The following is a 25922-nucleotide window of genomic DNA, read 5'->3' on the forward strand; positions in this document are numbered from 1 at the left end:
AGGTCAGGGCAGGGGTGGGGGTGGGGTGGTTAGGGTGGGGGGATGGTGATGCGGGTTGATGTGGTGGTGGTGGGGGCGGGGCACAACGGGTTGGTTTCCGCGATCTTGTTGGCGCGGGCGGGGCTGGATGTGGTGGTGGTTGAGGGTGCTGGGGTGGTGGGTGGGGCTACTCGTACGGAGAACCCGTTTCCCCGGGTGCCGGGGTTGCGGCATTCCACTGGGTCCTACTTGCTGGGGTTGATGCCGCCGGAGTTGTTGGCGGCGCTTGACGTGCGACTGCCGGTGTTGCGGCGGGATCCGCACTATCTTCTGCCTACTCCGGGTGGGGTCGGGTCGCCGTACCTGCTGTTCGGCACGGACGCGGCGGCCACTCGGGCGCAGTTGGCCGAGTTCTTCTCCCCGGCCGATGTGGCCGCCGACGACGCGCTGCAGGCCGAACTGGCCGCGCTGCGAGCCGATCTCGCGCCGGCCTGGCTGGCCGAGCCGCTCGCCGTCGAGGAGACCGCACAGCGCTACGTCCGCCCCGAACTTCAGCAGGTCTTCGTCGACCTGGTGCGTGGTTCGGTCGCCGACTACCTGGCCCGCTTCGAGTTCCGCTCCGAACTGCTGGTCAGCATGTACGCGGTCACCGACGGCCTGTCCGGGCTCAACGCCGGCCCGGACGACCCCGGCACCGGGCACAACTTCCTGGTGCACAACATGTGCCGGCTGCCCGATGCCGACGGCACCTGGATGATCGTCGAGGGCGGCATGGGTACGGTCTCGGGCACCTTCGCCGAGGCGGCCCGTGCGGCCGGTGCCCGGATCCTCACCGGCGCCCCGGTCACCGCGATCACCCTGGACGGCGGTGCCGCCAGCGGGGTGGTGCTCGCCGACGGCCGCGAGATCGCCGCCGAGGTGGTGCTCGGCGCCTGCGACCCGTACCGGCTGATGGAGCTGGTGCCCGACGGGGCGCTGCCGACCGAGCTGACCGAACGGATGACGGCGGTCCGGCGCACCGGCACCACCCTCAAGCTCAACCTGGCCCTGCGCGACCTGCCCCGGTTCTCCTGCCTGCCACCGGAGGCCCCGAGCCCTTTCGGCTCCACCATCCACCTGCTGCCCGGCTCGGCGTCACTGACCGCAGGCGGCGGCGAGTCCCCGATGGCAGCGCTGCGGGCGATGTGGGCCGAGGTGCGGGCCGGACGGCTGCCGGCGGAGCCGACCATCGAGTGGTACCTGCACACCACGGTCGACCCCTCGCTGGCCGACCCAGCCGGGCACCACTCCTCGGCCCTGTTCGTCCAGTCGGTGCCGTACGAGTTGACCGGCACCACCTGGGAGGCGGCGCTGCCCGGGTACGTCGACCAACTGGTGAGCATCTGCGAGCGGTACGCCCCCGGCACCGGTGACCTGATCGCCGATGCGGTGCCGCTGCCCCCGCCCGGCATCGAGGAACATTTCGGTATCACCGGCGGACACATCCACCATGTCGACAACACGGTCTCATTCACCGACCGGATGCCGTACGCCACCGGGGTCGACGGCCTGTACGCGGGCAGCGCCGGTTGTCACCCGGCGGGCAGCGTGATCGGCGCCGCCGGACACAACGCCGCCCGCCGCATCCTCGCCGACCTCGGCCGCTGAACGGCCGGGTGCAAGGAAGGGCACCTTATTAACGTCTCGCGTAGTAAAGGGGCCCCTTCTTAACACCTCAGGCAGGCGGCTCAGCTCGTCGGCTGGGCCACCTCGGTCTCCTCGCCTACCCGGTGGGCCCGGACCTTGTGGCCGACACTGGTCAGGCACCGGCCGCTGGGCAGGTCGAAGCGCCAGCCGTGCAGCTGGCAGGTCAACTGGTCGCCGTCGACGATGCCGAACCGGCTCAGGTCCGCCTTCAGGTGCGGGCAGCGGCGCTGCACCACCCAGTCGCCCAGGGTGATGTCCTCGGCGTCGACTGCCCGCTCGTGCTCGTCGTACCAGCCCTCGGCGTACTGGAGGCGCTCGGTGGACAGGCACTTGAAGAAGGCGTACACGAACTCGTTGTACTGGCCGATGCGGGCGGCGGAGAACCGGCAGGACAGGAAGAGGGAGTTGACCCAGTCCACCTCGCCGATGTGCAGCAGGTGCTCGACCAGCGCCCGCTCGGTACGGAACCGGTAGCGCACCTTCTCGTCGGCGTACGGCCGCACCTGCTTGCCCGGGAAGTCCACCACGATGGACTCGACGCTTTCGCCGTCGTAGCCGACCAGGTCGAAGCGGACCGGGCCGCCCACCCCCTTGGCCAGGTAGATCGACTCGTCGAGCAGCGGCTCGATGCGCTGCTTCAGCTCCTTGAGCACGTCGATCTCGGGGTGCCGCCAGGAGGCCTTCTCCCCCTCGATGATCGGGCGCTTGCGCTCGCGCATCTCCTCCAGGTGGGCCACCTTGTTGGCGAAGAACTCCTCCACCGGCACCGGGTGGGTCGTGCTCGCCCCGGAGGTGGTGACCTCGGAGACGCTGCCCGGCAGCAGCACGATGCCGTTGGTGCCGCCGACCTTGGCGTACTCGGTCAGGAAGACCGACTGGTCGGGGAAGATGTTCCCCTCGTCGCCGAAGATGTCGTTGAACTGCCACAGTTCGTCGTCGAGGAAGCAGGGCGGGCCGGCGATCGGGAAGACATGGTCGGCCTTCAGGTCGTCGATGTAGCGCCAGGTGCGGTCGAACTGCCGGTCCCGCTTCTGCTTGCCGAAGGCGGTCTTCGCCGACTGCGGCAGCTCGTAGACCATCGGGTACCAGATCGCCCCGGAGAACTGGAGCATGTGGGCGTGCACGTGGCCCAGCTCGGCGAAGGTGCTCAGGTCGGTGGGGCGGGCGTCGTTCTGGTTGAGCAGCCGGACCCCGTCGTACTCCACCCACAGCGACGAGTCACCGATCGGGCCGTCGGTCGGGCTGGTCAGCGCCTGGATCATGATCTTCAGGCCGCCGTCCAGCTCGACGACCTCTTCGTTGCGGGTCTTCAGGAACTTCGTGAAGCCCAGCTCGCGGAACTCGTCCTCCATCTCCGAGGTGGGGAACTCCGGCAGCAGCACGGTCGCCTTCTTCGACACGTACCGCTTGAGGTGGGCCGCGTCGAAGTGGTCCCGGTGCAGGTGGGAGACGTACAGGTAGTCGACGTCGCCGAGGGTCTCCCAGTCGAGCTGGGAGTTGTCCGGGAACGGGAACCAGGAGGCGAAGTAGGCCGGATTGACCCACGGGTCGCACAGGATGCTGCCCGCCCCCGTGTCGATCCGCATGCTCGCGTGCCCGGTACCGGTCACTCGCACCGCAGTTCCCCCTCAAGAAGACAAATCAAGGCGTACGCCGAAACGCTACCGGAGGTAGCGTGCTCCCCGTCCCTCGACACCGGTAGTCCCCCCCGACCCACCGAAGACGGGCCCTTCGGCCCGTGCGCTCGCTTTCGGACCGGCCCGTTCGGTGCGCCACGCCGGGCCGTCCCGGGTGATCTTTTCTCTATCGGCCGGACCCTGCGCCAGGGCCGCCAGCGGGCGTGCCAGACTAACCGGAGATCCGATCGCGAGGGAAGGACCGACCAGTGGCAGGAAGCGAGCCGGTAACGTCGCCAGACCAGCACAAGCCTGGGCACCGCAAGGCCGGGCGGATCGGCGCGATCCTCACCGCGTTCGCGCTGCTGGCGATGCTCTGCGGCAACCACGAGGGCAGGGTCGAGGACCTGTGGCTGATCGGCCTGGCCGCCCTCCTGCTGCTCATCGTGGCCGGCGACGCCGTACTGCGCCGCAACGGCCTGCGTTCCTGACCCCAGCCGCCCGCCGGCACCACCCGGCGCCGCCCGTCGAGGCGCTGCCGGGTGCCGTCGGCTGCTGCGGGAGTGGGGCGACCGGGTGACCCAGGCCGGTACGGCCGCCTTATGCAGACACGAGTTGGGCCCGCCTCCGAGATCGGAGGGCGGGCCCGATTCGTCGGTACCGGTTCAGCGGCCGAACAGGATGTTCTGCACGTCCTTGAGGGCGGCGTCGACCTCCGCCTCGAAGTAGCCACCCTGCACCAGGCCGAAGCGCAGCGTGTCCAGGTCCTTCGGGTTGATCGGCATCGGGTTACGTCCGGCCATCCCGCCCAGGAGGGTGTCGAAGAAGCGGTCGACCTGGTCGGGGTCGTACCCGCTGCCGAAGCGACGCACCTGGAAACTGCGCCGGATCTGGTCCACCTGGTAGAGATCGCTGCCGGGAGGGCCGGCCATCGGCGGGCCGCCCGCCGGGGGTCCCGAGGGTCCCGCCATCGAGGGGCCACCCAGGGCCTGTTGCGGCACCGCAGGGGGGCCTGCCGGGCCGCGCCGCAGGTCACGGTCCGACATACGGATCTCCGCGGTCATGTCCGTACGGGCGCGTCGGCCCGCTTCGAAGCCGTCGAAGCGCGGCTCGTCCGGCGGACCGTAACCGCCCGGCCCGTCCGGGGGCCCGTAGCCGCCCGGCCGCTCCGGCAGACCGTACTTCTCCGCCCGATCCGGCGGCCCGTAGCTGTCCGGGGGGCCGTAGCTGTCCGCCCGATCCGGTGGGCCGTAGCCGCCCGGCCCGGCCGGCAGGCCGCGAGGCGGGGCGCCGTGACCCATCGGGCCGGGACCCCCGGGGGCACCCGGTCCCATCGGCCCACCCGGGCCGCGCGGCGCGTCGTAGCCGCCGCGAGGTGCGTCGTACCCTCCGGCGAACGCACCGGTGGGCTCGTCATAGCGGTTGTACGGGCCGGCCTGGGCCGGCATCGGTCGGGGTGGCATCGGCGGCTGGGGCATCGCGGCCATGCCCCGGTCCTCGCGTATGGGCGGACCCATCCGGTCCGGCGGGCTCATCCGGGCCTCGCCACCGGCCCGGCCGGTGCCCCGTTCCTCAAGCTCGGCCAGCTGTCGCTCGACCCGGTCGAGGTGCAGGTCGACCTGCCACTCGTCGTAGCCGTTGAAGCGAACCCGGAAGACGACGTCGTGGACTTCCTGCGAGGTCACCGGTGCCCCCACCGGCTGGCCGGCGAGGGTCGCCTCGACCCGGTCCAGGAAAGTGTCCACCTCGTCAACCTTGTATCCCCGGCGGAGCGCCTTACGCCGGAAACGCTGACCCTGACTCGCCACTATGTCTCCTGGTCTCGTTCGCCACGCCCGGTCATGCCGGCAGGTTCCCGGCCGGGTCCGTGCCCATGTCCTCCGCGGCGGCCAGCTGCCCACACGCCCCGTCGATCTCGCGACCTCGGGTGTCCCGAACGGTGGTGGACACCCCGGCGTCGCGCAACCGCCGGACGAACTCCCGCTCCACCGGCTTCGGGCTGGCGTCCCAGCGGCTGCCCGGAGTCGGATTGAGTGGGATCAGGTTCACGTGGGCCAGCTTGCCGGCCAGCAACCGCCCGAGCAGGTCGGCTCGCCACGGCTGGTCGTTCACGTCCTTGATCATCGCGTATTCGATCGACACACGACGCCCCGTGCGAGCCGCGTACGTCCAGGCGGCGTCCAGCACCTCGGACACCTTCCAGCGCTGGTTGACCGGCACAAGTTCGTCGCGCAGCTCATCATCGGGGGCGTGCAGCGACAACGCAAGAGTCACCGAGAGGTCTTCGCTGGCCAGTCGGTGGATGGCCGGCACCAGGCCGACCGTGGAAACGGTGATGTGCCGCTGCGACAACCCCAGGCCCTCGGGGGCCGGTGCGACCAGCCGACGGATCGCGGCCACCACCCGGTTGTAGTTGGCCAGCGGCTCGCCCATGCCCATGAAGACGACATGCGACAACCTGGCCGGTGAACCCGCCACCACACCGGAGGCGGCCACCCCCGCCAGGTAGACCGCCTGGTCGACGATCTCGGCGGTGGAGAGGTTGCGGGTCAGACCGGCCTGGCCGGTGGCGCAGAAGGGGCAGGCCATCCCGCAGCCGGCCTGGCTGGAGATGCAGACGGTCACCCGATCGGAGTAACCCATCAGCACACTCTCCACCAGCGACCCGTCGTGCAGCCGCCAGAGCGCCTTGCGGGTCGCTCCGTCGTCGCAGGCCAGCTCGCGCACCGGGTTGAGCAGCCTGGGCAGCAGCTGGTCGGCCAGCCGCTCGCGGGAGGCCGCCGGCAGGTCGGTCATCTGGGCCGGGTCGCGTACCAGCCGGCCGAAGTAGTGGGTGGAGATCTGCCGGGCCCGGAAGGCCGGCTCACCCAGGTCGGTGACCAGGGCTTTTCGGCCGGCCAGATCGAGGTCGGCGAGATGTTGCGGTGGCATCGAGGCCCGGCGCGCACCGGGCGCGTCCGGGTCGACCGGAATCAGGGGCAGACTCGTCATGACCTGTCCAGTCTGTCACGCCCGACCGGGAACGCACCCGGCCAGAGGGCCTGGATCGGACCCGTGAAGGCTGGTCCGACGTGAGCCATGCCTCAGCTCACCGCCGGGACGAGGACCACGAGCAGCAGGTACGCCGTCGGCACGGCGAACAGCACCGAGTCGAGGCGATCCATCAGGCCGCCGTGCCCGGGCAGCAGATTGCTCATGTCCTTGACCCCGAGGTCCCGCTTGATCATGGACTCGGCGAGGTCACCGAGGACGGCGGCACCGGAGACCGCCACCCCGAACACCGCTCCCCACCACGGGGCCACGTCGAACAGCAGCCAGAGCAGCACAGCGCTGCCCAGCGCCGCCGCGCTGACCGAGCCGAGCAAGCCCTCCCAGGACTTCTTCGGGCTGATCGTCGGGGCCATCGGATGCTTGCCGAAGTTGGCGCCGGCGGCGTACCCCCCGGTGTCGGAGAGCACCACGGCTACCAGGGTCACCAGCACCCGCAACGCCCCGTCGTCCGGGGAGGCCGCCAGCAGGGCGGCGAAGCCGCCGAGGAAGGGCACGTACACCGCGATCATGGTGGCCGCGGTCATGTCCCGCCGGAAGTTGGCCGGGCCGTCCCCGAGCCGCCAGACGAGGGTGCCCGCGATCGTGACCAGCAGCCCGAGCAGCAGGGCGTCCAGTCCACCGAACCAGGCGATGGTGACCGTCAGCACCCCACCGGCGATCAGGGGTACCAGGGGCACCACGGCCCGGGCCCGGCGTACCGCGCGGGACATCTCCCAGATGCCCACCCCGAAGGCGCCGGCGAGCACCAGCAGGAAGGAGGGGGTGTAGAGGAACAGCGGCAGCAGGACCAGGGCCCCCAGGCCGAGGCCGACCGAGATGGCCGCCGGCAGGTTCCGTCCGGCGCGGCCGGTCGACGGCGGCTGGCCGGGGCTCGGGGCCGGTGGCCCGGCGGGCGGCCGTCCGCCGCCTGCGCGGCGCCGACCCCGATGACGCTTACCGGAGGGCGACTGCTCGGCGGCGGGTTCCTCCCCGGGCACCGGGGCGAACTGGGCGGTCGGCGCGTCCTCGTGATCGAGGCCGACACCGGCCGGGACCCGCTCGATCTGCCCGGTCGGGGCCTCCTCGTGACCGAGGAGGCCGGCGGTGCCGGGCACCGGTTCGAACTGGGCGGTCGGGGTGGCGTACCGTTCGGCGCCGACCTGCGGCTGACCGGCCCAGGGGCCGGTGCCGGGGTCGAGATCCGGTTCAGGCCAGGGCAGTTGGGTGGGTTGGTCCGGCCGATCCCAGCCACGGGCCTCGGCACCACCGTAGGGGTCGAGGTGGGACATCACGCACCGGACGAGAGCGGGACGGAATCCACCACTTGCCGCACAACCACTGCCATTCCCCTACCCGCGCGAGGCGCTCCGTCTGATTTGCCGGCCAGTCGGTTGACCGATCCCCATCCTGGTATGCCCGGATCACTGGGAATCCTGCCGAGCCTACTGCACCTGTCCGCTCCGCAGCCCGCACCCGCCCTCGACCCCCACCGGGTTGATCATGAGGTTGGCGCCGTCGCCTCCATCGGCGATGACGAGAACCTCCGGACCAACCTGGCGGGGGCGGGCCAGGCGGACGGGCCGGGCACCAGCGACCGGGTGCGCGCTCAGACCTCCAGGAGTTCGGTCTCCTTGTGCTTGACCAGTTCATCGACGTGCCCGACGTACCGCTGGGTCAGGTCGTCCAGTTCCTTCTCCGCGCGGCGGCCGTCGTCCTCGCCGACCTCGCCGTCCTTGACGAGCCGGTCCAGCTCTTCCTTGCCCTTGCGGCGGATGTTGCGGATGGCGACCTTGGCTTCCTCACCCTTGTGCCGGGCGACCTTGATCATGTCGCGGCGGCGCTCCTCGGTCATCTGCGGGAGCAGGATGCGCAGCTGGTTGCCCTCGTTGTTCGGGTTGACCCCGAGATCCGAGTCGCGGATCGCCTTCTCCATGGCATTGAGCTGCGAGTTGTCGTACGGCTTGATGATGGCCATCCGCGGCTCCGGGACGGCCACCGACGCCATCTGGGTCAGCGGGGTCGGGGTGCCGTAGTAGTCGATGATGACCTTGGAGAACATGGCCGGAGTGGCGCGGCCGGTGCGGATGGCACCGAACTCCTCCTTGGCGTGCTCGACCGCACGCTCCATCTTCTCCTCGGCCTCGAGGAGGGTGTCGTCGATCACCGTTCTCCTCGCCTCCTTCTTGTGCTCGTCGTGGGGCTTGTCGGTCACCGGGGCCGTCGAGATCAGATCGACGGTCGCTTCAGGTGGTGATCAGCGTGCCGATCTTCTCGCCGCCCACCGCTCGGACGATGGTGTCGTCCCCCTGGGCGCCGAAGACCAGCATCGGCAGACCGTTCTCCATGCAGAGGCTGAAAGCGGCGGCATCGGCGACCCGCAGGTTGCGGCGCAGCACCTCGGAGAAGGTGATCGAGTCGAACTTGCTGGCGGTCGGGTCGATCCGCGGGTCGGCGGTGTAGACCCCGTCCACGCCGTTCTTGCTCATCAGCACCACGTCCGCGTGGATCTCCAACGCGCGCTGGGCGGCCACCGTGTCCGTGGAGAAGTACGGCATTCCCGCCCCGGCACCGAAGATGACCACCCGGCCCTTCTCCAGGTGCCGGATCGCCCGCAGGGGGATGTACGGCTCGGCGACCTGGGCCATCGTGATCGCACTCTGCACCCGGGTCTCGATGCCTTCCTTCTCCAGGAAGTCCTGCAGGGCCAGGCAGTTCATCACGGTGCCGAGCATGCCCATGTAGTCCGCCCGGGCCCGGTCCATGCCCCGCTTCTGGAGTTCCGCACCCCGGAAGAAGTTGCCGCCGCCGACCACCACGGAAACCTGCACCCCGCGCCGTACCACCGTGGCGATCTGCCGGGCGATGGCCTGTACGACGTCCGGGTCGACGCCGATCGCGCCACCACCGAACACCTCGCCGGAAAGCTTCAACACCACCCGACGGGACCGGCCGGGCGGTGGCGCCGTAGGGTCGTCCGCCGCCAGCGTCCGATCACTCACAACCTGCGTCATCCGCCCGTCCTTCCCCCACCGGTACACCGGGTGCATATCTGCCGCTGTCGACCTTATGGGACGAGGAGGCCGCGGTGCCTGTCGCGTACACCGGCGGCCTCCTCGTCGTGTCGTTGCTCAGCCCACGGGCGCAGGGCGCCCGACGGCGGCTCAGGCCTGGCCGACCTCGAACCGCACGAAGCGGGTGACCTCGATGCCGGCCTCGGCCAGCACCTGCTTCACGGTCTTCTTGTTGTCGGTGACCGAGGACTGCTCCAGCAGGACGAAGTCCTTGAAGAAGGAGTTCACCCGACCCTCGACGATCTTCGGCAGGGCCGCCTCGGGCTTGTTCTCCTCCCGGGCGGTCTGCTCGGCGATGCGCCGCTCGGACTCGACGACCTCGGCCGGCACCTCGTCACGGGTGAGGTACTGCGGACGCATCGCGGCGATCTGCATGGCAGCGGCGCGGGCGTCGGCGTCGGCGGCCTCGTCGGTCTTGCCGGTGTACTGCACCATCACGCCGACCGCCGGGGGCAGGTCCTGGGCCTTACGGTGCAGGTAGACCGCGACCGTGCCGTCGAGCTTGGCGAAGCGGTTCAGCACCAGCTTCTCGCCGATCTTGGCCGACTGCTCCTGGACCAGGTCGGCGACCGGACGGCCGTCGATCTCGCTGGCCAGCAGTTCCTCGGCGTTGCTCACGCCGGAACGCTCACCGTGCTCGACCAACTGCTGGGCCAGAGCGATGAAGGCGTCGTTCTTGGCGACGAAGTCGGTCTCGCAGTTGAACTCGAGCAGGGCCTGGCCGGCGTGGGCGATCAGCCCGTTGGCGGCGGTACGACCGGCCCGCTTGCCGACATCCTTGGCGCCCTTGACGCGCAAGATCTCGACGGCCTTGTCGAAGTCGCCCTCGGCCTCGGTCAGGGCCTTCTTGCTGTCCATCATGCCGGCGCCGGTCAGGTCGCGGAGCTTCTTGACGTCCGCGGCGGTGATCTGGGACATGGCTCTCTCTTCGGTGTTGAGATTGCGATGGGATGGTCTGAGGTGCCGGTTACCCGGATTCGGGAAGTTCGTGCCGACCTGGTCGCCGCCGGTCACCATCAGCGAATCGACGGTGACCGGACGGCGGCGGGATCACTGACCGGAAACGGCAGCCGGCTGCTCGGGGGCCGGCTCGGTGGCGGCGGCGGGCTCCTCGTCAGCCTTCTTGGGCTCCTCGAGCAGCTCGCGCTCCCACTCGGCCAGCGGCTCGTCGGTGGCGACACCGGCCTCCGGCTTCTCGTCGCCACCACGGCGACGGCCGGAACGGGCGATCAGGCCGTCGGCGACGGCGGCGGCCACGACCCGGGTCAGCAGCTCGGCCGAGCGGATCGCGTCGTCGTTGCCCGGGATCGGGAAGTCGACCTCGTCCGGGTCGCAGTTGGTGTCGAGCACGGCGATCACCGGGATGCCCAGCTTGCGGGCCTCGTCGACGGCGATGTGCTCCTTCTTGGTGTCGACGATCCAGACCGCGGCCGGGAGCTTCTGCATGTCCCGCAGACCACCGAGGGTCTTGGTGAGCTTGATCTTCTCGCGGGAGAGCTGAAGGGTCTCCTTCTTGGTGTAGCCGGCAGCGGTGCCGCTGAGGTCACCGAGGGCCTCCAGCTCCTTCATCCGCTGCAGCCGCTTGTACACCGTCTGGAAGTTGGTCAGCATGCCGCCGAGCCAGCGGTGGTTGACGTACGGCTGGCCGACCCGGGTCGCCTGCTCGGCGATGGCCTCCTGGGCCTGCTTCTTGGTGCCGACGAACAGGATGCTGCCGCCCTCGGCCACCGTGTTGCGCACGAACTCGTACGCCTTCTCGATGTAGTCGAGGGTCTGGCGCAGGTCGATGATGTAGATGCCATTGCGCTCGGTGAAGATGAAGCGCTTCATCTTCGGGTTCCAGCGCCGGGTCTGGTGCCCGAAGTGAACACCACTTTCCAGCAGCTGACGCATGGTCACGACGGCCATGGTTCGTACTCCTTGGGGTCCCTGGTTCGTCCGCTCGGCCGGCGGCCGAGTGGCCTGGTGCCCGGTCGTCGGCCAGGATGGGCCCGACAGGTCGGGACCAGGGAGGCCGCCGCCGCACGACGACTTCGTGAGGAGGGCACGCGAGGTCGACCGCGCGAGGCGGTCGCCAGTCGACCAGTGTACGCCCCTGCCCCACCGCCCAGCCCCCGGGTGCAAGGAAGGGCCCCCTGTTAACGCCTGCGGTAGAGCAAGGGCCCCTTGTTAACACCTCCGAGCGCCCAGATGGTCAGCCGGTGGAGCGGCAGGTGGGTCAGCCGGCGGCCAGCGCCGCGGCGAGGAAGAGCGCCAGGCCGACGGTCAGGTAGGCGGTGGGCGGGCGTAGCCAGCCGCGTGCCCCGTCGGTGAGCGCGAACCCGGTGGTCCGCAGCCCGTACAGACCGGCCGCGAAGATCGGCAGACCGACCACCAGGAAGGTACCCACCAGCACATCGGCGGCGGAAACCGGATCCGCGGTCGCCCCGTGCAGCAACACCCGCAGGGCCGGCACCTCGAGGATCACCAACAGGACGGCGAACAGCACCGCGAGCACCGGTCGGCGGGTCCGGTAGACCCCGTCGCCGCTGGGCGACCCGGCCGGTACGCCCGGCACCTGGTAGCCGGCTTCCCCGGCCGCCGGCCGGAAGCCGGTGTCCGTCCCGGCCTCCCCCGCCGACAGGTCACCCCGAGGGGCCACCGGCGGCATCGGCCCGGTCGGCTGCTCCAGGGGATTCACCGCCTCCGTGCCCCGTTTGGCCTCCACGATCGGATACCCGGCCAGCGGCACGGGCCGGGCCGGGTCACCCACCACGGACGCCAGCGGGGCCGGGTCGCTCACCATCGGCGCCGGGCGGGTCGGGTCACCCAGGGGATCTCCAGCCACCGGCGGGCTGGTCTCCTGGGCGGTCCGCCAGGGCGACCGTTCGGTGGGCAGCTCACCGGAGATGTCCGGGTCGGTCGACCCGGCTCGCCGGGCGCGCGAGGCCCGGTAGCGCTCGGGCTCGGCCGAGGTCTCGGCCAGGGGATCCGCACCGCCGAAGCGCCGCGCCGAGGTGTCGTACCGGTCCTCGTCGTCGACCCGTTGTTCGGGGGCCACCGGCGGCTGGTCGTCCAGGTGTCTCGCCTGCGCCGTGCCGAGCCAGTCCGGGTCGCGGTAATCACGGTCGCCGGGGTACCAACGCGACTCCTGATCATCGGCAAAGCTACGTCGTCCATCCACGTCCGGCACGGTATGCGACCAACCGGCCGGTCGCCATTCGGCCCCGGCCCTGACCAGGACCGGAAGGGCGATTCGACCGGGTACGCAGAGCAAGAGGCTGATTCGTCACTCAGGCCCGCCTTAGCACACCAAGGGCATGATCGTCCGGCTGTCCACAACACCTCCCGTTGTCCACAGGTCGTACCACCGGGGGCACCTCGACGGCTCCGGTCCCGGCAGGGTGCCGGCCATGAGCAAGCGGAACCAGGCGGTCGGCGGGTACGGGGAGCGTTGCGCCGTCCGGCACCTGATCGAGGCAGGGCTGCGCCCGGTGGCCCGGAACTGGCGCTGCCCCTCCGGAGAGATCGACATCGTGGCCTGGGACGGGCCGGTGCTCGTCATCTGCGAGGTGAAGACCCGCCGCAACCACGACTTCGGCACCCCGGCCGAGGCGGTGGTCAGCCGCAAGGCCCGCCGGCTGCGTCGGCTCGCCGTGGCGTGGCTGGCGGCCACCGGCACTACCGCCGAGGAGATCCGCTTCGACGTCGTCTCGGTCCTGCTGCCGCGCACCGGCCGGGCCCAGGTCGAACATCTCAAGGGAGCCTTCTGATGAGCTACGCCCGGGTGCTCTGTGTCGGCCTGGTCGGGGTCACCGGTCATCTGGTGGAGGTGGAGGCGGATCTCGCACCCGGCCTGCCCGCCGTGGTCATCTCCGGGCTGCCGGACACCGCCCTGCACGAGGCCCGGGACCGGGTCCGCGCCGCCGTGGTCAACTCCGGCCAGCGCTGGCCGAACCGGCGGATCACCCTGAACCTGCTACCGGCCACCATGCCCAAGTTCGGCTCGGCCTTCGACCTGGCGATCGCGGCGGCGCTGCTCGGCGGCTCCGGTGAGCTGCCCCTGGCCCCGCTGGAGGGCGTGGTGATCCTCGGCGAACTGGGCCTGGACGGCACCGTCCGACCGGTCCGGGGGGTGCTGCCGATGGCCGCCGCGGCGGCCCGGGCCGGGGTCCAGCGGGTGATCGTGCCGGCCGCCAACAGCGCCGAGGCCGCCGTGGTGCCCGGCCTGCGGGTACGCGGCGTGGACACCCTGCACCGGCTGATCGCCTACGTCCGCGACGGCGTACCCCTGATCGAGCCCCCGACCCACCTGCCGCCGCCGGCCGATCCCGGCCCCGATCTGGCCGAGGTGGCCGGGCAGGGGCTCGGTCGGCGGGCCCTGGAGGTGGCTGCCGCCGGGGGCCACCACCTGGCGCTGATCGGCCCGCCGGGGGCCGGCAAGACGATGCTGGCCGAGCGTCTGCCCTCGATTCTGCCGGAGCTGGACGACGCCGCCGCCCTGGAGGTGACCGCGCTGCACTCGATCGCCGGGCTGTTGCCGGCGGAGGGTGGGCTGCTGCGGCGGCCCCCGTTCCAGGCCCCGCACCACACCGCGACCATCCCGGCCATCGTCGGCGGCGGGACGGGGATGGCCCGGCCCGGCGCGATCTCGCTGGCCCACCGAGGGGTGCTCTTTCTGGACGAGGCTCCGGAATTCAGCCGCGCCGCCCTGGAGGCGTTACGCCAACCGCTGGAGCACGGTCGGGTGCGGTTGGCCCGTAGCCGGGGCGGCACCGAGTACCCCGCCCGGGCACAGCTGGTGATCGCGGCCAATCCCTGCCCGTGCGCCAGTCCGGCCGGCGACGACCGGTGCGAGTGTCCCCCGCAGGCCCGCCGCCGCTACCTGGGTCGACTCTCCGGTCCCCTGCTCGACCGGATCGATCTTCAGGTGCGGCTGCTGCCGATGCGCGCCGCCGACCTGATGGAGGCGGGCACCCACGAGTCCTCCGCGGTGGTGGCGTCCCGGGTGCTGGCCGCTCGTAGGGCGGCGGCGGAGCGCTGGTCGGTGTTGGGTCGCCGCCTCAACGCGGAGGTGCCCGGTCAGCAACTGCGCCGGCCCCCGTGGCAGCTACCCGCCGCCGACACCGCCGAACTACGAGCCCGGCTCGACTCGGGGTCGCTCTCCGCGCGCGGCTTCGACCGGGTCATCCGGCTCGCCTGGACCATCGCCGACCTCGACGGGCGCCCCCGCCCGGACCGACACGACGTCGGCGAGGCCATCCACCTCAGGACGGGAGAGGGCATATGAGCACGTACGACGAGACCACACTGGCCCGGGTGGCGTTGACCTGGCTGGCCGAGCCGGGCACCCGCTCGGTGTACGCGCTGGTCGACGAACTCGGCCCGGTGGCCGCCCTGGATCTGCTGCTCGACGGCGGGGCGCCCCAGGAGGAGTTACGCGACAGCGTGGCGGCCCGCCGCCAGGCCGGGGATGCGCGGGCCATCGCCGCCGAGGCCCTGGAACGCGGCGAACGGCTAGGTGCCCGCGTCATCGTGCCGGATGACGACGAGTGGCCCGCCTCGGTCGAGCAACTGCGCACCCTCGTGCTGGAGGATGCGCGCCGCCGGGTCGACCGGGAGACCGCCCCACCCCTCTGCTTCTGGGTACGCGGGCCGTTGCCGCTGGCCGAGACGCTGGACCGGTCGGTGGCCGTGGTCGGGGCACGGGCCGCCACCCCGTACGGCCTGCATGTCGCCAGGGACCTGGGTTACGGCCTGGCCGACCGGGACTGGACGGTCGTCTCCGGCGGTGCCTTCGGCATCGACGCCGCCGCACACCGGGGCGCGCTGAGCGCGGGCGGCCGGACGGTCGCGGTGCTGGCCTGTGGAGTGGACCGCCCCTACCCGATGGGTAACACGGCGTTGTTCGACCGGATCGCCGACTCCGGGCTGCTGGTCAGCGAATGGCCGCCGGAGGCCGAGCCGCTTCGTCCCCGTTTCCTGATCCGCAACCGGGTGATCGCGGCCGGCACGAAGGGCACCGTGCTGGTGGAGGCGGCGGCCCGCAGCGGCGCCACCCAGACCACCCGACGGGCCCTGGCGCTGCACAAACCGGCGATGGTGGTGCCCGGTCCGGTCACCTCGGCGATGTCGGTCGGCACCCACGAGTTCCTGCGGGAGGAACCGAATGCCCGCCTGGTGACCGGGCTGGCTCAGGTGCTGGAGGAGGTGGGTCGGATCGGGGAACTGGCCCCGGTGCCACGGGGTCCGCAGCGACCCACCGACCTGATCGACGACGACGCCCGGGCGATCGTGGAGGTGATGCCCCGACGGGGCACGATCGGGGTGGACGACCTGGCCGGTCGCGCCGGTCTGGCGGTACGCACCGTGCTGCGCAAGCTGTCCCTGTTGGAGGAGTTGGCCCTGGTGGTTCGCCGCGGCGACGGCTACGCCCTGGTGACGGCCCCAGGCGCCCGCCGAGCCGCCCACCCTGACGGTGTCGCGGGCGGAGGCACCCGACCCTAGGCTGTGACCCGTGGGGGGTACGGAAGGTCGCAGCGCCCGTGGCACCCGGGCCGTGCACGCGGCGCTGCCGGAGCCGCTGCGCGAGGCGGTGGACGAGTTCGCCCGGCACCTGGCCTCGGTCCGCAACCGTTCGGCCCACACCGTACGGGCGTACGTCGCCGATCTGGTCTCCCTGTTGGATCACGCGCATCGGATGGGCGCCGCCGAGGTGGCCGAACTGGACCTGGACACGGTACGCAGTTGGCTGGCCAAGCAGCGCACCATGGGAGCCGCCCGGGCGTCGCTGGCCCGACGCGCGGCGGCGGCACGCACCTTCAGTGCCTGGGCGCACCGGGGCGGGCTGCTGCCCACGGATGTGGCCGCCACCCTCGCCAGTCCCCGCCCGCAGCGCACCCTGCCCACCGTGCTCCGCGCCGACCAGGCCGCCCTCCTCGTCGAGGCACCCACCCGATCCACCGCCGATGGCCGCGCCACTTCCGGCGCCCATCCCACCCCCGAGGCCGACGCCCACCCCACGGCTGGCCCTCCCACCGCCGATGGCACCGGCACAGAGGAAGCGGAGGGTGCCGAGGACGGAGAGCGGGTGGCTCGGGCGGTGCGGTGGCGTGACCGGGTGCTGCTGGAGTTGCTCTACGGCACCGGGGTGCGGGTCAGTGAGGTGTGCGGCATCGACCTGGCCGATGTCGACCATGGCCGGCGGGTGGTCCGGGTCCGGGGCAAGGGTGGCCGGGAACGGACCGTGCCGTACGGCCTGCCGGCGCAGCGGGCCCTCGACGAGTGGCTGCGACACGGGCGGCCCGTGCTGGCGGTCCCGGCCTCCGGAGAGGCGCTGCTGCTCGGCGCCCGGGGTGGCCGGCTGAATCCGACCACCGCCCGCCGGATCGTCGGTGCGTACGCCGAGGCCGCCGACCTGCCCCGGATCGGACCGCACGCGCTGCGCCACTCGGCCGCCACCCACCTGCTCGAAGGCGGGGCGGACCTGCGCGCGGTACAGGAGTTGCTGGGCCACTCCTCGCTGGCCAGTACGCAGGTCTACACCCATGTCTCGGTCGATCGGCTACGTGCGGCGTACCGCCAGGCCCACCCCCGCGCCTAAGTCGCGGCCACGACAGCGCCCGAATGGCGGAACACTTTCCGATCAAGATCCATCACCCAGGGCCCGGGGGTGGCGTTACGATCATCCGGTGAGCGTCCCGCCTCCGCCTGAGCCTATGACGGGCGCCCGCCTGCTCTTCTCCCTCGACCCGGCGGTCAGTCACCTCAACCACGGCTCGTTCGGCGCAGTGCCGATCATCGTGCAGCGGGCCCAGCAGCGGTTGCGGGACGAGATGGAGGCCGACCCGCTGCGCTTCTTCGCCACCGGCCTGGTCGACCGGATCACCCACGCCCGCCGGCACCTGGCCGGCTTCCTCGGCGCCGACCCGGACGGCACCGCCCTGACCGTCAACGCCACCACCGGGGTGGCGGTGGTGTTGCAGTCCCTAGGGCTGGGCCCGGCCGACGAGGTGCTCACCACCGATCATGGCTACGGTGCGGTCGACTTCGCCATCGCCCGGGAGTGCCGCCGCAGCGGAGCGACCCATCGGGTGCTGCCGGTGCCACTGTCGGCGACCACCGAGGAGATCGTGCAGATCGTCCGGTCCGGGCTGCGTCCGGGGCGTACCCGGCTGCTCGTGGTCGACCAGCTCACCTCGGCCACGGCACGGTTGTTGCCGGTCGCCGCCATCGTCGGGGTGGCGCGGGAACACGGGGTGTCCGTGCTCGTCGACGCCGCCCACGCTCCCGGGATGCTGCCGGCGAGCGTGCAGAGCATCGGGGCCGACTTCTGGGTCGGCAACCTGCACAAGTGGGGGTACGCCCCCCGTGGCACGGCCGTGCTGGTGGTCGCCCCGTCCTGGCGGGACCGCATCGAACCCCTGGTGGTCTCCTGGGAGCAGGCGGCCGGCTTCCCCAGCCGGGTGGAGTGGCAGGCGACCGCGGACTACACCGCCTGGCTGAGTGCCCCGGTGGGGCTCTACCTGCTGCGTACCCTCGGGGTGGACCGGGTGCGCGCGCACAACGCGGCTCTGGCGGCGTACGGCCAGCGGGTGGTGGGGGATGCCCTGGGGGTGCGGCCGGCCGATCTGCCCGAGCCCGGCGGACCCACGGTCGCCATGCGGATCATCCCGTTGCCGCCAGGGCTGGCCACCACGGTCGAGGGCGCCCTGGCGCTGCGGGCCCGGATCGCCGAGCGGCTCGCCATCCAGGTCGCGGTCAACCCCTGGAACGGGCAGGGCTGGCTGCGGCTGTGCGGCCAGGTGTACAACTCGCCCGACGAGTACGACCGGCTAGCCGGGCGGCTGCCCGCCCTGCTGGCCCAACGCTGACCGGCTTCCCGGCCAGGCTGATCGGCTCCTCGGCCAGCGGCAGCAGCCGGGTGCGACCGAGACCGAGCAGGGCCAACGGGTCCAGGTAGTCAGTACCCCGGCGCAGCCCCCAGTGCAGGCAGGCCGCCTCGGGGCAGCCCAGGTGCCCGGGCGCCAGGACCCCCAGGAGGGTGCCGGCCGCCACCGCCGTGCCGACCGTGACCACCGGTTCCACCGGCTCGTAGGTGGTGCGCAGCCCGTCGGGGTGGGTCACCGAGATCACCGGCCGGCCGGCGACCAGACCGGCGTACGAGACCGTGCCGCTGCCGGCGGCCCGGATCGGCGCGCCCGCCGGGGCGATCAGATCCACCCCACGATGGCCGGACAGCCAGGGCCGAGCCGGAGGATCGAACCGGCGGCCCGGTCGAGGCACCCCCTCGACCGGCCACCGGTACCCCTGCCCGGCAGACCCGCCCCCTGGCGACAGCACGACGCTGGGCGACGGCACCACCCCCGACGGACCAGCCACCACCGTTGAGAGCGGCAGCATGGTGGGGGACGACCGCTGTCCGGACGAGGAGAGGGTCGGCATGAGGAGGGGCAGCAGCAGGAGGGCGCAGAGCGCCCGGGTTCGGGTCACCATGGCGGCGAGTGTGCCGATCCTGGGGCGGCCTCGCTGCCCGGCAAGGGTCGCCTGTGGACGACGCGGGGCCCTGTGGACAACCCACGCCGACGAAGCTGATCTGCTATGGCCTGACGACAGCCGGGCCGGACCGCCAGTGTGGACCGATCGCGGCGGGTGGGGGTCCACCGCGCGGAAACCGGCCGGAGATCAACCGGGGTTCAGCAGGGATCAGCCGCCGAAGCCGGAGTCGGCCGGCAGGGAGATGTCCGGCTTCTCCAGCTCCTCGACGTTGACGTCCTTGAAGGTCATCACCCGCACGTTCTTGACGAACCGGGCGGGACGATACATGTCCCACACCCAGGCGTCGTGCATCTCGACCTCGAAGTAGACCTCGCCGTCGGAGTTGCGCACGTGCAGGTCGACCTGGTTGGCCAGATAGAACCGCCGCTCGGTCTCCACCACGTAGGAGAACTGACGGACGATGTCGCGGTACTCCCGGTAGAGCTGTAGCTCCATCTCGGTCTCGTACTTTTCGAGATCTTCCGCGCTCATCGCACTCCGCCTTCCATGACCACATCTTCCCCCACCGACGCCGGAGGCTGAGGCTGCTCGCCCAACGCCACGCCGACGGTACCCCCTGCGAAGCCTGAGCGCTCCATCGGCTCGTCCCAGCTTGCGCCCAGCGGTCGACGGGAGCGGGGTGGACGGCCGTCCAGGCCGGAGACGGCCGCTACGTTGACGTAGGAGAACCGGTGTTCCCGGCACGGACCCCGCTCGCGCAGGGCCGCCGTGTGATCGGCGGTGATGTACCCCTTGTGCTCGGCGAAGCCGTACCCCGGGTAGGTAGCCTCCAGGTCGACCATGATCCGGTCCCGGGTCACCTTGGCCAGGACGCTGGCCGCCGCTACGCAGGCCGCCACCCGGTCGCCCTTCCACACGGCCAGACCGGGCACGTCCAGGCCGTCGACCCCGAACCCGTCGGTCAACACGTACTCCGGTCGCACGGTCAGCGAGGCCAGCGCCCGACGCATCGCGGCCAGGTTGCACACGTGCAGCCCCCGGGCGTCGACCTCCTCGGCCGGGATGACCACCACGGCGTATGCCAGGGCACGCGCGACGACCTCGGCGTACACCCGCTCCCGGCTCGCCGGGGTGAGCAGCTTGGAGTCGGCCAGGCCCTCGATCTCACCTCGCCGCCCTTCCGGCAGCACCGCGGCGGCGGCCACCAGCGGCCCGGCGCAGGCCCCCCGGCCGGCCTCGTCGGCACCGGCGACGTACCGGAAGCCACGCCGTTGCAGGGCCCGCTCCAGGGCGTACAGCCCGGCCTCCCGGCGCACCACCGTGCGCGGCGGGGTCAGCATGGCGCACCGGGAGCCGTGGCCGTAGAGGCCAGGGCCCGGGTCAGGACCTCGGGGAGGTCCAGGGGGTAGCACCGCTCGGCGGTGCTGCGCAGTTCCTGGGCCGACCACCACCGGTGACCGTCCACGCTGTTGCGCTCCACCTCGCTGAATCCCGTCGTGTCGACCTCGTGTGCGGCGACCCGCACCAGAAAGAACCGCTGTTCCTGCCGGTACCACACCCCGTCGAAGGAGAACTCCGTCACCTCGGCGTGCACCGGCTCACCGAACTGGGTCATCGCCAACCGCAACCCGGTCTCCTCCGCCAACTCCCGCGCCGCGCCCTCGGGGTAGCTCTCCCCCGGGTCCAGTCCGCCACCCGGGGTGAACCACCAGCGTCCGTCCTGCGGACGGGCGGGATCGAAGCCCCGGAAGAGCAGCAACCGGTCGGCCCGGTCGACCAGGAGCACCCGGGCGGCGCGCCTCGGGGTGTAGAGCGTCACCGCACCAGATTGCCAGACGTGGCCGACAACGCCCACGTCCCGTCCCCGACACCTCAGGGGGTGGGAATGGCCTCGAACTCCTCCGGCACGGTCAGCAGGGTGGCCCGGTTGAACGGCCAGAAGACCGTGAAGGCCCGGCCCACTACGTCCTTCTCCGGGATGGTCGCCGCGGTGACGTTCTCCCCGGACTGCTGGTAGTGCTCCAGGGAGTCACCGGAGGCGGAACGGTGGTCACCCATCACCCAGAGCCGACCCTGCGGAATGACGACGTCGAACTCCTGGTCCGCCGGCTTGTCCCGGTTGCCGTCGAAGGAGAAGATGTACGGCTCGTCCAGCGGCACCCCGTTGATCACCAGACGGTCCTGGGCGTCGCAGCAGACCAGCCGATCCCCGCCGACCCCGATCACCCGCTTGATGAAGTCCTCGCCCGCGGGGTTGCCGCTCCACTCGACCGGGGCCTTGAAGACGATCACCTCGCCCCGGTGCGGGGTCCGGAAGTTGTACACCAACTTGTTGACCAGCACCCGATCATCGATCTTGAGGGTGTTCTCCATGGAGGGCGACGGGATGAAGAAGGTCTGCAGTACGAAGGCCCGCACCAGTACCGCGACCAGGATCGCCACCCCCAGCAGGATGGGAAGTTCCTTCCAGAACGAGTGGCGTGGCTTGTCGGTCTGCTCGTCAATCACGGGAGGAGCCTACGTTGCCCGGATCGGTGCCACCGCGTGGAACGCGCTAGAACGGCTAGGGTGGCCGCGATCGGAAGCACCAGGACCACCCCTCCTTCGGTCGTGGGCCGCACCGGTGGGGCCGCCCCGCCGGTGGCCGTGACCGCCGGAGGCACCTCGGCGAAGGTCTCCGGCACCGGCAGAGTGTGCCAGCGGCTGGAGGGCCAGACCACCGCGAAGGCCCGGCCCACCACGTTGTCAATCGGCACCGTGCCCTGGCAGCGGGCGTCCTGGGAGACGAGCCGGTGGTCGCCGAGCACGAACATCTGACCGGGCGGGACCACGATCTCCTCGAACCGCCGGGACCGGCACTCCTGCGGGTTGGGGGGCAACTCCAGGGGGGAGTCCCGCAGCACGTACGCGGACTCGTCCAGCGGGGTGCCGTTGACCAGCACCCGCCCCTGCTCGTCGCAGCAGCTGACCCGGTCACCCGGCAGGCCGATGACCCGCTTGATGAAGTCCTTCTCCCCCGGGCGGCTCAGCCCGACCAGGTCACCCACCGTGCGGCCTAGCCGGTCGGTGAAACCCCCGGCCGGCTCCACGTCCACCTGCGGGACCCACTGGTCGGTGCCCCGGAAGACCACCACCTCGCCACGCTGCGGATCCCGCACGTTGTAGACGACCTTGTTGACCAGGACCCGGTCCCCGACCAGCAGGGTGTCCTCCATCGACCCCGAGGGGATGAAGAACGCCTGGAGCAGGAAGGTACGGATCAGCACCGCCAGGCAGAAGGCCACGACGAGCAGCAGCGGCAACTCCTGCCAGAGCGGCATCTGCCGTTTCTCACGCCGGGCCCGTCGTCGCCACGGATCAACCGAGCCGCTGTCGTCAAGCGCCTGTACCACGCCCACTCCCCGGTCCGCAGATACGACTACCGCCCGGCAGTCTCGTCGAGACTTCCCGGGCGGTAGTGGAGGTCACCCGCCGGCCATGGCGGGTCGCCGCCCCGCTGCGCCCGTACGACCAGGGTAGTGCGGTCTGGCCGGTACGACATACGCGCAGCTGAGGCGGCGTGGCGCAGCGCGAGGTCAGCTCGGCTGCTTCTCGCGCAGCTCCTTGATCTTGGCCTTCTTGCCCCGCAGCTCGCGCAGGTAGTAGAGCTTGGCGCGGCGGACGTCACCACGGGTCACGACCTCGATCCGGTCGATCGCCGGGCTGTTGATCGGGTAGGTCCGCTCGACACCGACGCCGAAGCTGAGCTTGCGGACGGTGAAGGTCTCGCGCAGTCCGGCGCCCTGGCGACGGATGACCACGCCCTGGAAGATCTGGACCCGGGAGCGGTTACCCTCGACCACTCGCGCGTGCACCTTCACGGTGTCACCGGCGCGGAAGTCGGGAAGGTCGGTGCGCTTCGACTGGGCGTCAAGAGCGTCCAGGATGTTCATCGCTCGTCCTCGTGAGGCTCACGGCGCACCGTCAATCGGCGCGCGAATGGGTGATACTGATCCCCGGATGGCGGCCGGTGGAACCGACCCCGGTCGGGGATCCTCGCAGCCGTCCACGGCGCAGACGACTGCGGCAACCCCTCTACTTTGCCATATCCCGTCCGGGCACCGGAAACCCGGCCCGGTCGAGGGTCGCCACGTCCCGTTTGTCCAACTGCTCAGGGTCGAGGGCGGCCAGCATGTCCGGCCGACGTCGGCCGGTGCGCTGCAGGGCCTCGTCGCGGCGCCAGCGGGCGATCCGCCCGTGGTCGCCGGAGCGCAGCACCTCCGGCACCTCCAGCCCCCGCCAGGCCGCCGGCTTGGTGTACATCGGCGCTTCCAGCAGCCCGTGGGCGTGTGACTCCTCGGTCAGCGAGCCGGCGTTGCCGAGCACCCCGGGCAGCAGCCGGGTGACCGCCTCCAGGATCACCAGCACGGCCACCTCGCCACCGAAGAGCACGTAGTCGCCCAGACTGACCTCGGTGACCGGCATCCGGGTGGCCGCGTGGTCCAGGACCCGCTGGTCGATGCCCTCGTACCGGCCGCAGGCGAAGATCAGGTGCGGCTCGGCGGCCCACTCGTACGCCAACGCCTGGGTGAAGGGCACCCCGGCCGGGGAGGGCACCAGCAGTCGGGGGGTCGCCGCCGACTCCGCGGGGGCCAGGGCGTCCAGGGCCGCACCCCAGGGCTCGGGCCGCATCACCATGCCCGGCCCACCGCCGTACGGGGTGTCGTCGACCGTGCGGTGCACGTCGTGGGTCCAGGTACGCAGATCGTGTACGCCCAGCCGCAGGGTGCCGTTGGCCCGAGCCTTGCCGATCAGGGACAGATCCAGGGGGGCGAAGTACTCCGGGAAGATCGACACGATGTCGACACGCATCAGGGGTGCTCCGCGGGATCAGAGGTCGAGCAGGCCGTCAGGCAGGTCGACCACGACGCGACCACCGGCGAGATCGACCTCGGGGACCATCACCTTGATGAAGGGAATCAGCGCGGTACGTCCCTCGGGGCGACGCAGCACCAGCAGATCCGAGGCGGGTGCGTGGTCGATCCGGGCCACCTCGCCCAGTCGCTCCCCGGCCGGGGTGACCACGGCCAGCCCGACCAGTTGGTGGTCGTGGAACTCCTCCGGGTCCTCCGGCGGGGCCACGTCGGCGCTGTCCACGGCGAGCAGGGTGCCCCGCAACGCCTCCGCGACGTTGCGGTCCAGCACGCCGTCGAAGGCGACCAGGAGATGACCCTGGTGCCAGCGGGCAGCCTCCACGGTCAGCTCGGCGGGCACCTCGTAGCGCTCTCCCGGACTGGCGGCCGGCTCCTGGCGGCCACGGGGAACCGCCCCCGGCATGGTGGTCAACACCATGCCGGGGGCGAACCGCGTCTCGGGCTCGTCCGTACGCACTTCCACGGTGACCTCACCGCGGATGCCGTGCGGCTTGCCGATCCTGCCGACGATGAGCTGCATCAGTACGAGTCGACGATGTCGACGCGCACGCCGCGCCCACCGATGGAGCCGATCACCTGGCGCAGTGCCTTGGCGGTCCGACCGGACCGCCCGATCACGGTGCCCAGGTCCTCGGGGTGCACGCGGACTTCGAGCCGCTTGCCCCGACGGGAGTCGACCATCCGGACGCGTACGTCATCGGGGTGATCGACGATGCCCTTGACCAGGTGCTCCAACGCCGGCCGCAGTGCCATGTCAGGCCTGCTCACCGGAGTCCGCAGCGGCCGGCTCCTCGGCCTTCGGCGCCTCCGCCTCGGCCTTGGCGGCCTTCTTGGCCGGCTTGGCCGGGGTGTCCGCCACACCGGCGGCGGCCTTGGCCTCGGCCTCGTAGGCGGCCGTGCGGTCGACCCGCTCCGGCGCCACCTTCAGCGGCGGCGGGGCCGGCAGGCCCTTGAACTTCTGCCAGTCACCGGTCAGCTCCAGCAGCCGCTGCACCGCCTCGCTCGGCTGGGCGCCGACGGACAGCCAGTACTGGACCCGCTCCGACTTGACCTCGATCACCGAAGGGTCTTCCTTCGGCTGGTAGATCCCGACGAACTCGATCGCCCGGCCGTCGCGCTTGGTACGCGAGTCGGCGATGACGATGCGGTACTGCGGGTTGCGGATCTTGCCCATCCGCAGGAGCCGGATCTTTACGGCCACGGTTGTTTCGCTCCTGTTGCGATCTCACCGGCCCAGGTGGGCGGTGTGCACGGGTGAGCGCCAACCGGCACAGTGGGGTTGGGCCGGAGACAGCTCGGGTGGACTGGCGGCACGCCCGGGTTAGAGGGCGCCGGACGCGCGCCGGATACCAGCCAGCCATTCTGCCAGATCCACCCGGGATCCCTCACATCGGACCGGGGCGGGTCACCCGCAGTGGCCCCGAAGTGACGCAGAACACAGCCGGCTCAGCGTGCGGGTGGGCGGTCCCAGCCGGTGGGCAACTGCTCCGGGGGCACCCACTGCGGGGGTGGGGTGAAATCGCACCAGGTGCCGTCGAAGGGGAACTCCCCGGCCTCGGCCAGGGCGATCACCCGCTTGCCCTCGGCTCGTACGGCCGCCTCGTCGGTCACCCAGTAGTGCTCTGGGAAGGCCAGCCGCTCGACGAACTCGCCCTCGTCCTTCCACTCCCAGCTGCGGTCCGGGCGCACCCACACATCGAGATCCTGATCCACGATGTCGACCCCGGCCAGCCCGCCGTCGTCCCACCGGACCCCGTGCTCCTCCAGGTTGACGTACCACCCGGCGAAACGCCCCTGCGGGTCGCGGAACCACCAGACGGAATGCGCCGCCCCGGCAGGCAGGAACTTCAGCAGCGGCGGCCCGTTCCACCGCCCCTGCTTCAGTTGGAAGGTCGGAGTGAGCCACTGCGCGAACGGAACCGCCCGCATCCCCAGCCCGTCGGCGTTCACCTCGCCGGCCACCGGCGACCCCTCGGCCACCCAGAGCAGCAGCCCCCGCTCGTCATCACTGACCACCCGGGCGGGCCGAACCCACCCGATCCGCCCCCGGCGCACATTACGGTGCACCACCAACCGCCCCACCTCAAACCTCACCCCCCGACCCTACCGCCCCCCATTCCCCGCGATCTTGCACTTCTGGTCGCCGAAAT

The 25922-nt window shown here is 71.3% G+C and carries 27 protein-coding genes and 1 pseudogene; 7 read left to right on the forward strand and 21 right to left on the reverse strand.

Annotated features, from left to right (window positions below; genetic code table 11):
• The first annotated feature begins 42 nt into the window (after positions 1-42).
• Positions 43-1626 carry a phytoene desaturase family protein gene (locus OIE53_RS15380; protein ID WP_327022237.1) on the forward strand — a complete coding sequence of 528 codons (1584 nt, stop codon included), beginning with the start codon at positions 43-45 and terminating at the stop codon, positions 1624-1626.
• An 80-nt stretch (positions 1627-1706) separates the two neighbouring features.
• Here OIE53_RS15380 and OIE53_RS15385 read toward each other — a convergent pair whose 3' ends face one another.
• The gene (locus OIE53_RS15385; protein ID WP_327022238.1) at positions 1707-3281 is read right to left on the reverse strand and encodes a Rieske 2Fe-2S domain-containing protein; all 1575 of its coding nucleotides are present in this window, start codon (positions 3279-3281) and stop codon (positions 1707-1709) included.
• Between the two features lie 269 nt (positions 3282-3550).
• Between OIE53_RS15385 and OIE53_RS15390 the strand changes: the two genes are divergently transcribed.
• Entirely contained in the window at positions 3551-3772 is a 222-nt protein-coding gene (locus OIE53_RS15390) for a DUF2631 domain-containing protein (protein ID WP_327022239.1), read from the forward strand.
• A 174-nt stretch (positions 3773-3946) separates the two neighbouring features.
• On the opposite strand, the gene OIE53_RS15395 is transcribed toward OIE53_RS15390, so the two are convergent.
• From OIE53_RS15395 to OIE53_RS15430, 8 genes are all read right to left on the reverse strand, one after another.
• Positions 3947-5089 (reverse strand): DivIVA domain-containing protein, encoded by a 1143-nt coding sequence (locus OIE53_RS15395; protein ID WP_327022240.1) that lies wholly within the window; start codon positions 5087-5089, stop codon positions 3947-3949.
• Positions 5090-5120: 31 nt separating this feature from the next.
• Positions 5121-6272 (reverse strand): 23S rRNA (adenine(2503)-C(2))-methyltransferase RlmN, encoded by a 1152-nt coding sequence (gene rlmN / locus OIE53_RS15400; protein ID WP_327022241.1) that lies wholly within the window; start codon positions 6270-6272, stop codon positions 5121-5123.
• Between the two features lie 92 nt (positions 6273-6364).
• Entirely contained in the window at positions 6365-7600 is a 1236-nt protein-coding gene (locus OIE53_RS15405) for a phosphatidate cytidylyltransferase (RefSeq protein WP_327027230.1), read from the reverse strand.
• A 317-nt stretch (positions 7601-7917) separates the two neighbouring features.
• Entirely contained in the window at positions 7918-8475 is a 558-nt protein-coding gene (gene frr / locus OIE53_RS15410; RefSeq protein WP_327027231.1) for a ribosome recycling factor, read from the reverse strand.
• 79 nt (positions 8476-8554) lie between these two features.
• Entirely contained in the window at positions 8555-9322 is a 768-nt protein-coding gene (gene pyrH / locus OIE53_RS15415; RefSeq protein WP_327022242.1) for a UMP kinase, read from the reverse strand.
• 150 nt (positions 9323-9472) lie between these two features.
• Entirely contained in the window at positions 9473-10300 is an 828-nt protein-coding gene (gene tsf / locus OIE53_RS15420) for a translation elongation factor Ts (protein ID WP_327022243.1), read from the reverse strand.
• Between the two features lie 132 nt (positions 10301-10432).
• Positions 10433-11290: a 30S ribosomal protein S2 gene (gene rpsB / locus OIE53_RS15425; protein ID WP_327022244.1), complete on the reverse strand. Its 858-nt coding sequence runs from the start codon at positions 11288-11290 to the stop codon at positions 10433-10435.
• 310 nt (positions 11291-11600) lie between these two features.
• Positions 11601-12545 (reverse strand): hypothetical protein, encoded by a 945-nt coding sequence (locus OIE53_RS15430; protein WP_442791346.1) that lies wholly within the window; start codon positions 12543-12545, stop codon positions 11601-11603.
• 229 nt (positions 12546-12774) lie between these two features.
• Here OIE53_RS15430 and OIE53_RS15435 point away from each other — a divergent pair, with 229 nt between their 5' ends.
• The 5 genes from OIE53_RS15435 to OIE53_RS15455 all read left to right on the forward strand — a co-directional run bounded on the left by OIE53_RS15435 (position 12775) and on the right by OIE53_RS15455 (position 18234).
• Positions 12775-13134, forward strand: coding sequence for a YraN family protein (locus OIE53_RS15435; protein ID WP_327022245.1), 360 nt, complete (start codon positions 12775-12777; stop codon positions 13132-13134).
• Positions 13134-14651 carry a YifB family Mg chelatase-like AAA ATPase gene (locus OIE53_RS15440; protein WP_327022246.1) on the forward strand — a complete coding sequence of 506 codons (1518 nt, stop codon included), beginning with the start codon at positions 13134-13136 and terminating at the stop codon, positions 14649-14651. The genes OIE53_RS15435 and OIE53_RS15440 overlap by 1 nt, the downstream gene beginning before the upstream one ends.
• On the forward strand, positions 14648-15868 hold the full coding sequence (locus tag OIE53_RS15445; RefSeq protein ID WP_327022247.1) for a DNA-processing protein DprA: 1221 nt from the start codon (positions 14648-14650) through the stop codon (positions 15866-15868). Before OIE53_RS15440 ends, OIE53_RS15445 begins: the two co-directional genes overlap by 4 nt.
• Before the next feature lie 10 nt (positions 15869-15878).
• Positions 15879-16964, forward strand: coding sequence for a tyrosine recombinase XerC (locus tag OIE53_RS15450; RefSeq protein WP_327022248.1), 1086 nt, complete (start codon positions 15879-15881; stop codon positions 16962-16964).
• An 88-nt stretch (positions 16965-17052) separates the two neighbouring features.
• A complete protein-coding gene (locus OIE53_RS15455) occupies positions 17053-18234 on the forward strand; it encodes an aminotransferase class V-fold PLP-dependent enzyme (protein WP_327022249.1) in 1182 nt (393 codons plus the stop codon).
• Here the strand turns inward: OIE53_RS15455 and OIE53_RS15460 are convergent.
• The 12 genes and pseudogenes from OIE53_RS15460 to OIE53_RS15515 all read right to left on the reverse strand — a co-directional run bounded on the left by OIE53_RS15460 (position 18122) and on the right by OIE53_RS15515 (position 25866).
• Positions 18122-18853 (reverse strand): M23 family metallopeptidase, encoded by a 732-nt coding sequence (locus OIE53_RS15460; protein ID WP_393337665.1) that lies wholly within the window; start codon positions 18851-18853, stop codon positions 18122-18124. The genes OIE53_RS15455 and OIE53_RS15460 overlap by 113 nt on opposite strands.
• 213 nt (positions 18854-19066) lie before the next feature.
• On the reverse strand, positions 19067-19390 hold the full coding sequence (locus tag OIE53_RS15465) for a DUF2469 domain-containing protein (RefSeq protein ID WP_007075222.1): 324 nt from the start codon (positions 19388-19390) through the stop codon (positions 19067-19069).
• The gene (locus OIE53_RS15470) at positions 19387-20199 is read right to left on the reverse strand and encodes a ribonuclease HII (protein WP_327022250.1); all 813 of its coding nucleotides are present in this window, start codon (positions 20197-20199) and stop codon (positions 19387-19389) included. The genes OIE53_RS15465 and OIE53_RS15470 overlap by 4 nt, the downstream gene beginning before the upstream one ends.
• Positions 20193-20678 (reverse strand): NUDIX hydrolase, encoded by a 486-nt coding sequence (locus OIE53_RS15475; RefSeq protein WP_327022251.1) that lies wholly within the window; start codon positions 20676-20678, stop codon positions 20193-20195. Before OIE53_RS15475 ends, OIE53_RS15470 begins: the two co-directional genes overlap by 7 nt.
• Before the next feature lie 53 nt (positions 20679-20731).
• Positions 20732-21367 (reverse strand): signal peptidase I, encoded by a 636-nt coding sequence (lepB, locus tag OIE53_RS15480; RefSeq protein WP_327022252.1) that lies wholly within the window; start codon positions 21365-21367, stop codon positions 20732-20734.
• A gap of 9 nt (positions 21368-21376) precedes the next feature.
• Positions 21377-22251 (reverse strand): annotated as a pseudogene (gene lepB, locus OIE53_RS15485) (signal peptidase I).
• 183 nt (positions 22252-22434) lie between these two features.
• Positions 22435-22791, reverse strand: coding sequence for a 50S ribosomal protein L19 (gene rplS, locus OIE53_RS15490; protein ID WP_327022254.1), 357 nt, complete (start codon positions 22789-22791; stop codon positions 22435-22437).
• A gap of 142 nt (positions 22792-22933) precedes the next feature.
• Positions 22934-23710: a tRNA (guanosine(37)-N1)-methyltransferase TrmD gene (gene trmD / locus OIE53_RS15495; RefSeq protein WP_327022255.1), complete on the reverse strand. Its 777-nt coding sequence runs from the start codon at positions 23708-23710 to the stop codon at positions 22934-22936.
• Between the two features lie 18 nt (positions 23711-23728).
• Entirely contained in the window at positions 23729-24292 is a 564-nt protein-coding gene (rimM, locus tag OIE53_RS15500) for a ribosome maturation factor RimM (RefSeq protein WP_327022256.1), read from the reverse strand.
• Positions 24292-24552, reverse strand: coding sequence for an RNA-binding protein (locus OIE53_RS15505; protein ID WP_357530361.1), 261 nt, complete (start codon positions 24550-24552; stop codon positions 24292-24294). The genes rimM and OIE53_RS15505 overlap by 1 nt, the downstream gene beginning before the upstream one ends.
• Positions 24527-24973: a 30S ribosomal protein S16 gene (rpsP, locus tag OIE53_RS15510; RefSeq protein WP_327022257.1), complete on the reverse strand. Its 447-nt coding sequence runs from the start codon at positions 24971-24973 to the stop codon at positions 24527-24529. The genes OIE53_RS15505 and rpsP overlap by 26 nt, the downstream gene beginning before the upstream one ends.
• Positions 24974-25218: 245 nt before the next feature.
• The gene (locus OIE53_RS15515; protein WP_327022258.1) at positions 25219-25866 is read right to left on the reverse strand and encodes a DUF402 domain-containing protein; all 648 of its coding nucleotides are present in this window, start codon (positions 25864-25866) and stop codon (positions 25219-25221) included.
• Positions 25867-25922: the final 56 nt, after the last annotated feature.

Origin of the sequence: Micromonospora sp. NBC_01739 (genome assembly GCF_035920385.1) — a bacterium.
Taxonomy (GTDB): Bacteria; Actinomycetota; Actinomycetes; order Mycobacteriales; family Micromonosporaceae; genus Micromonospora.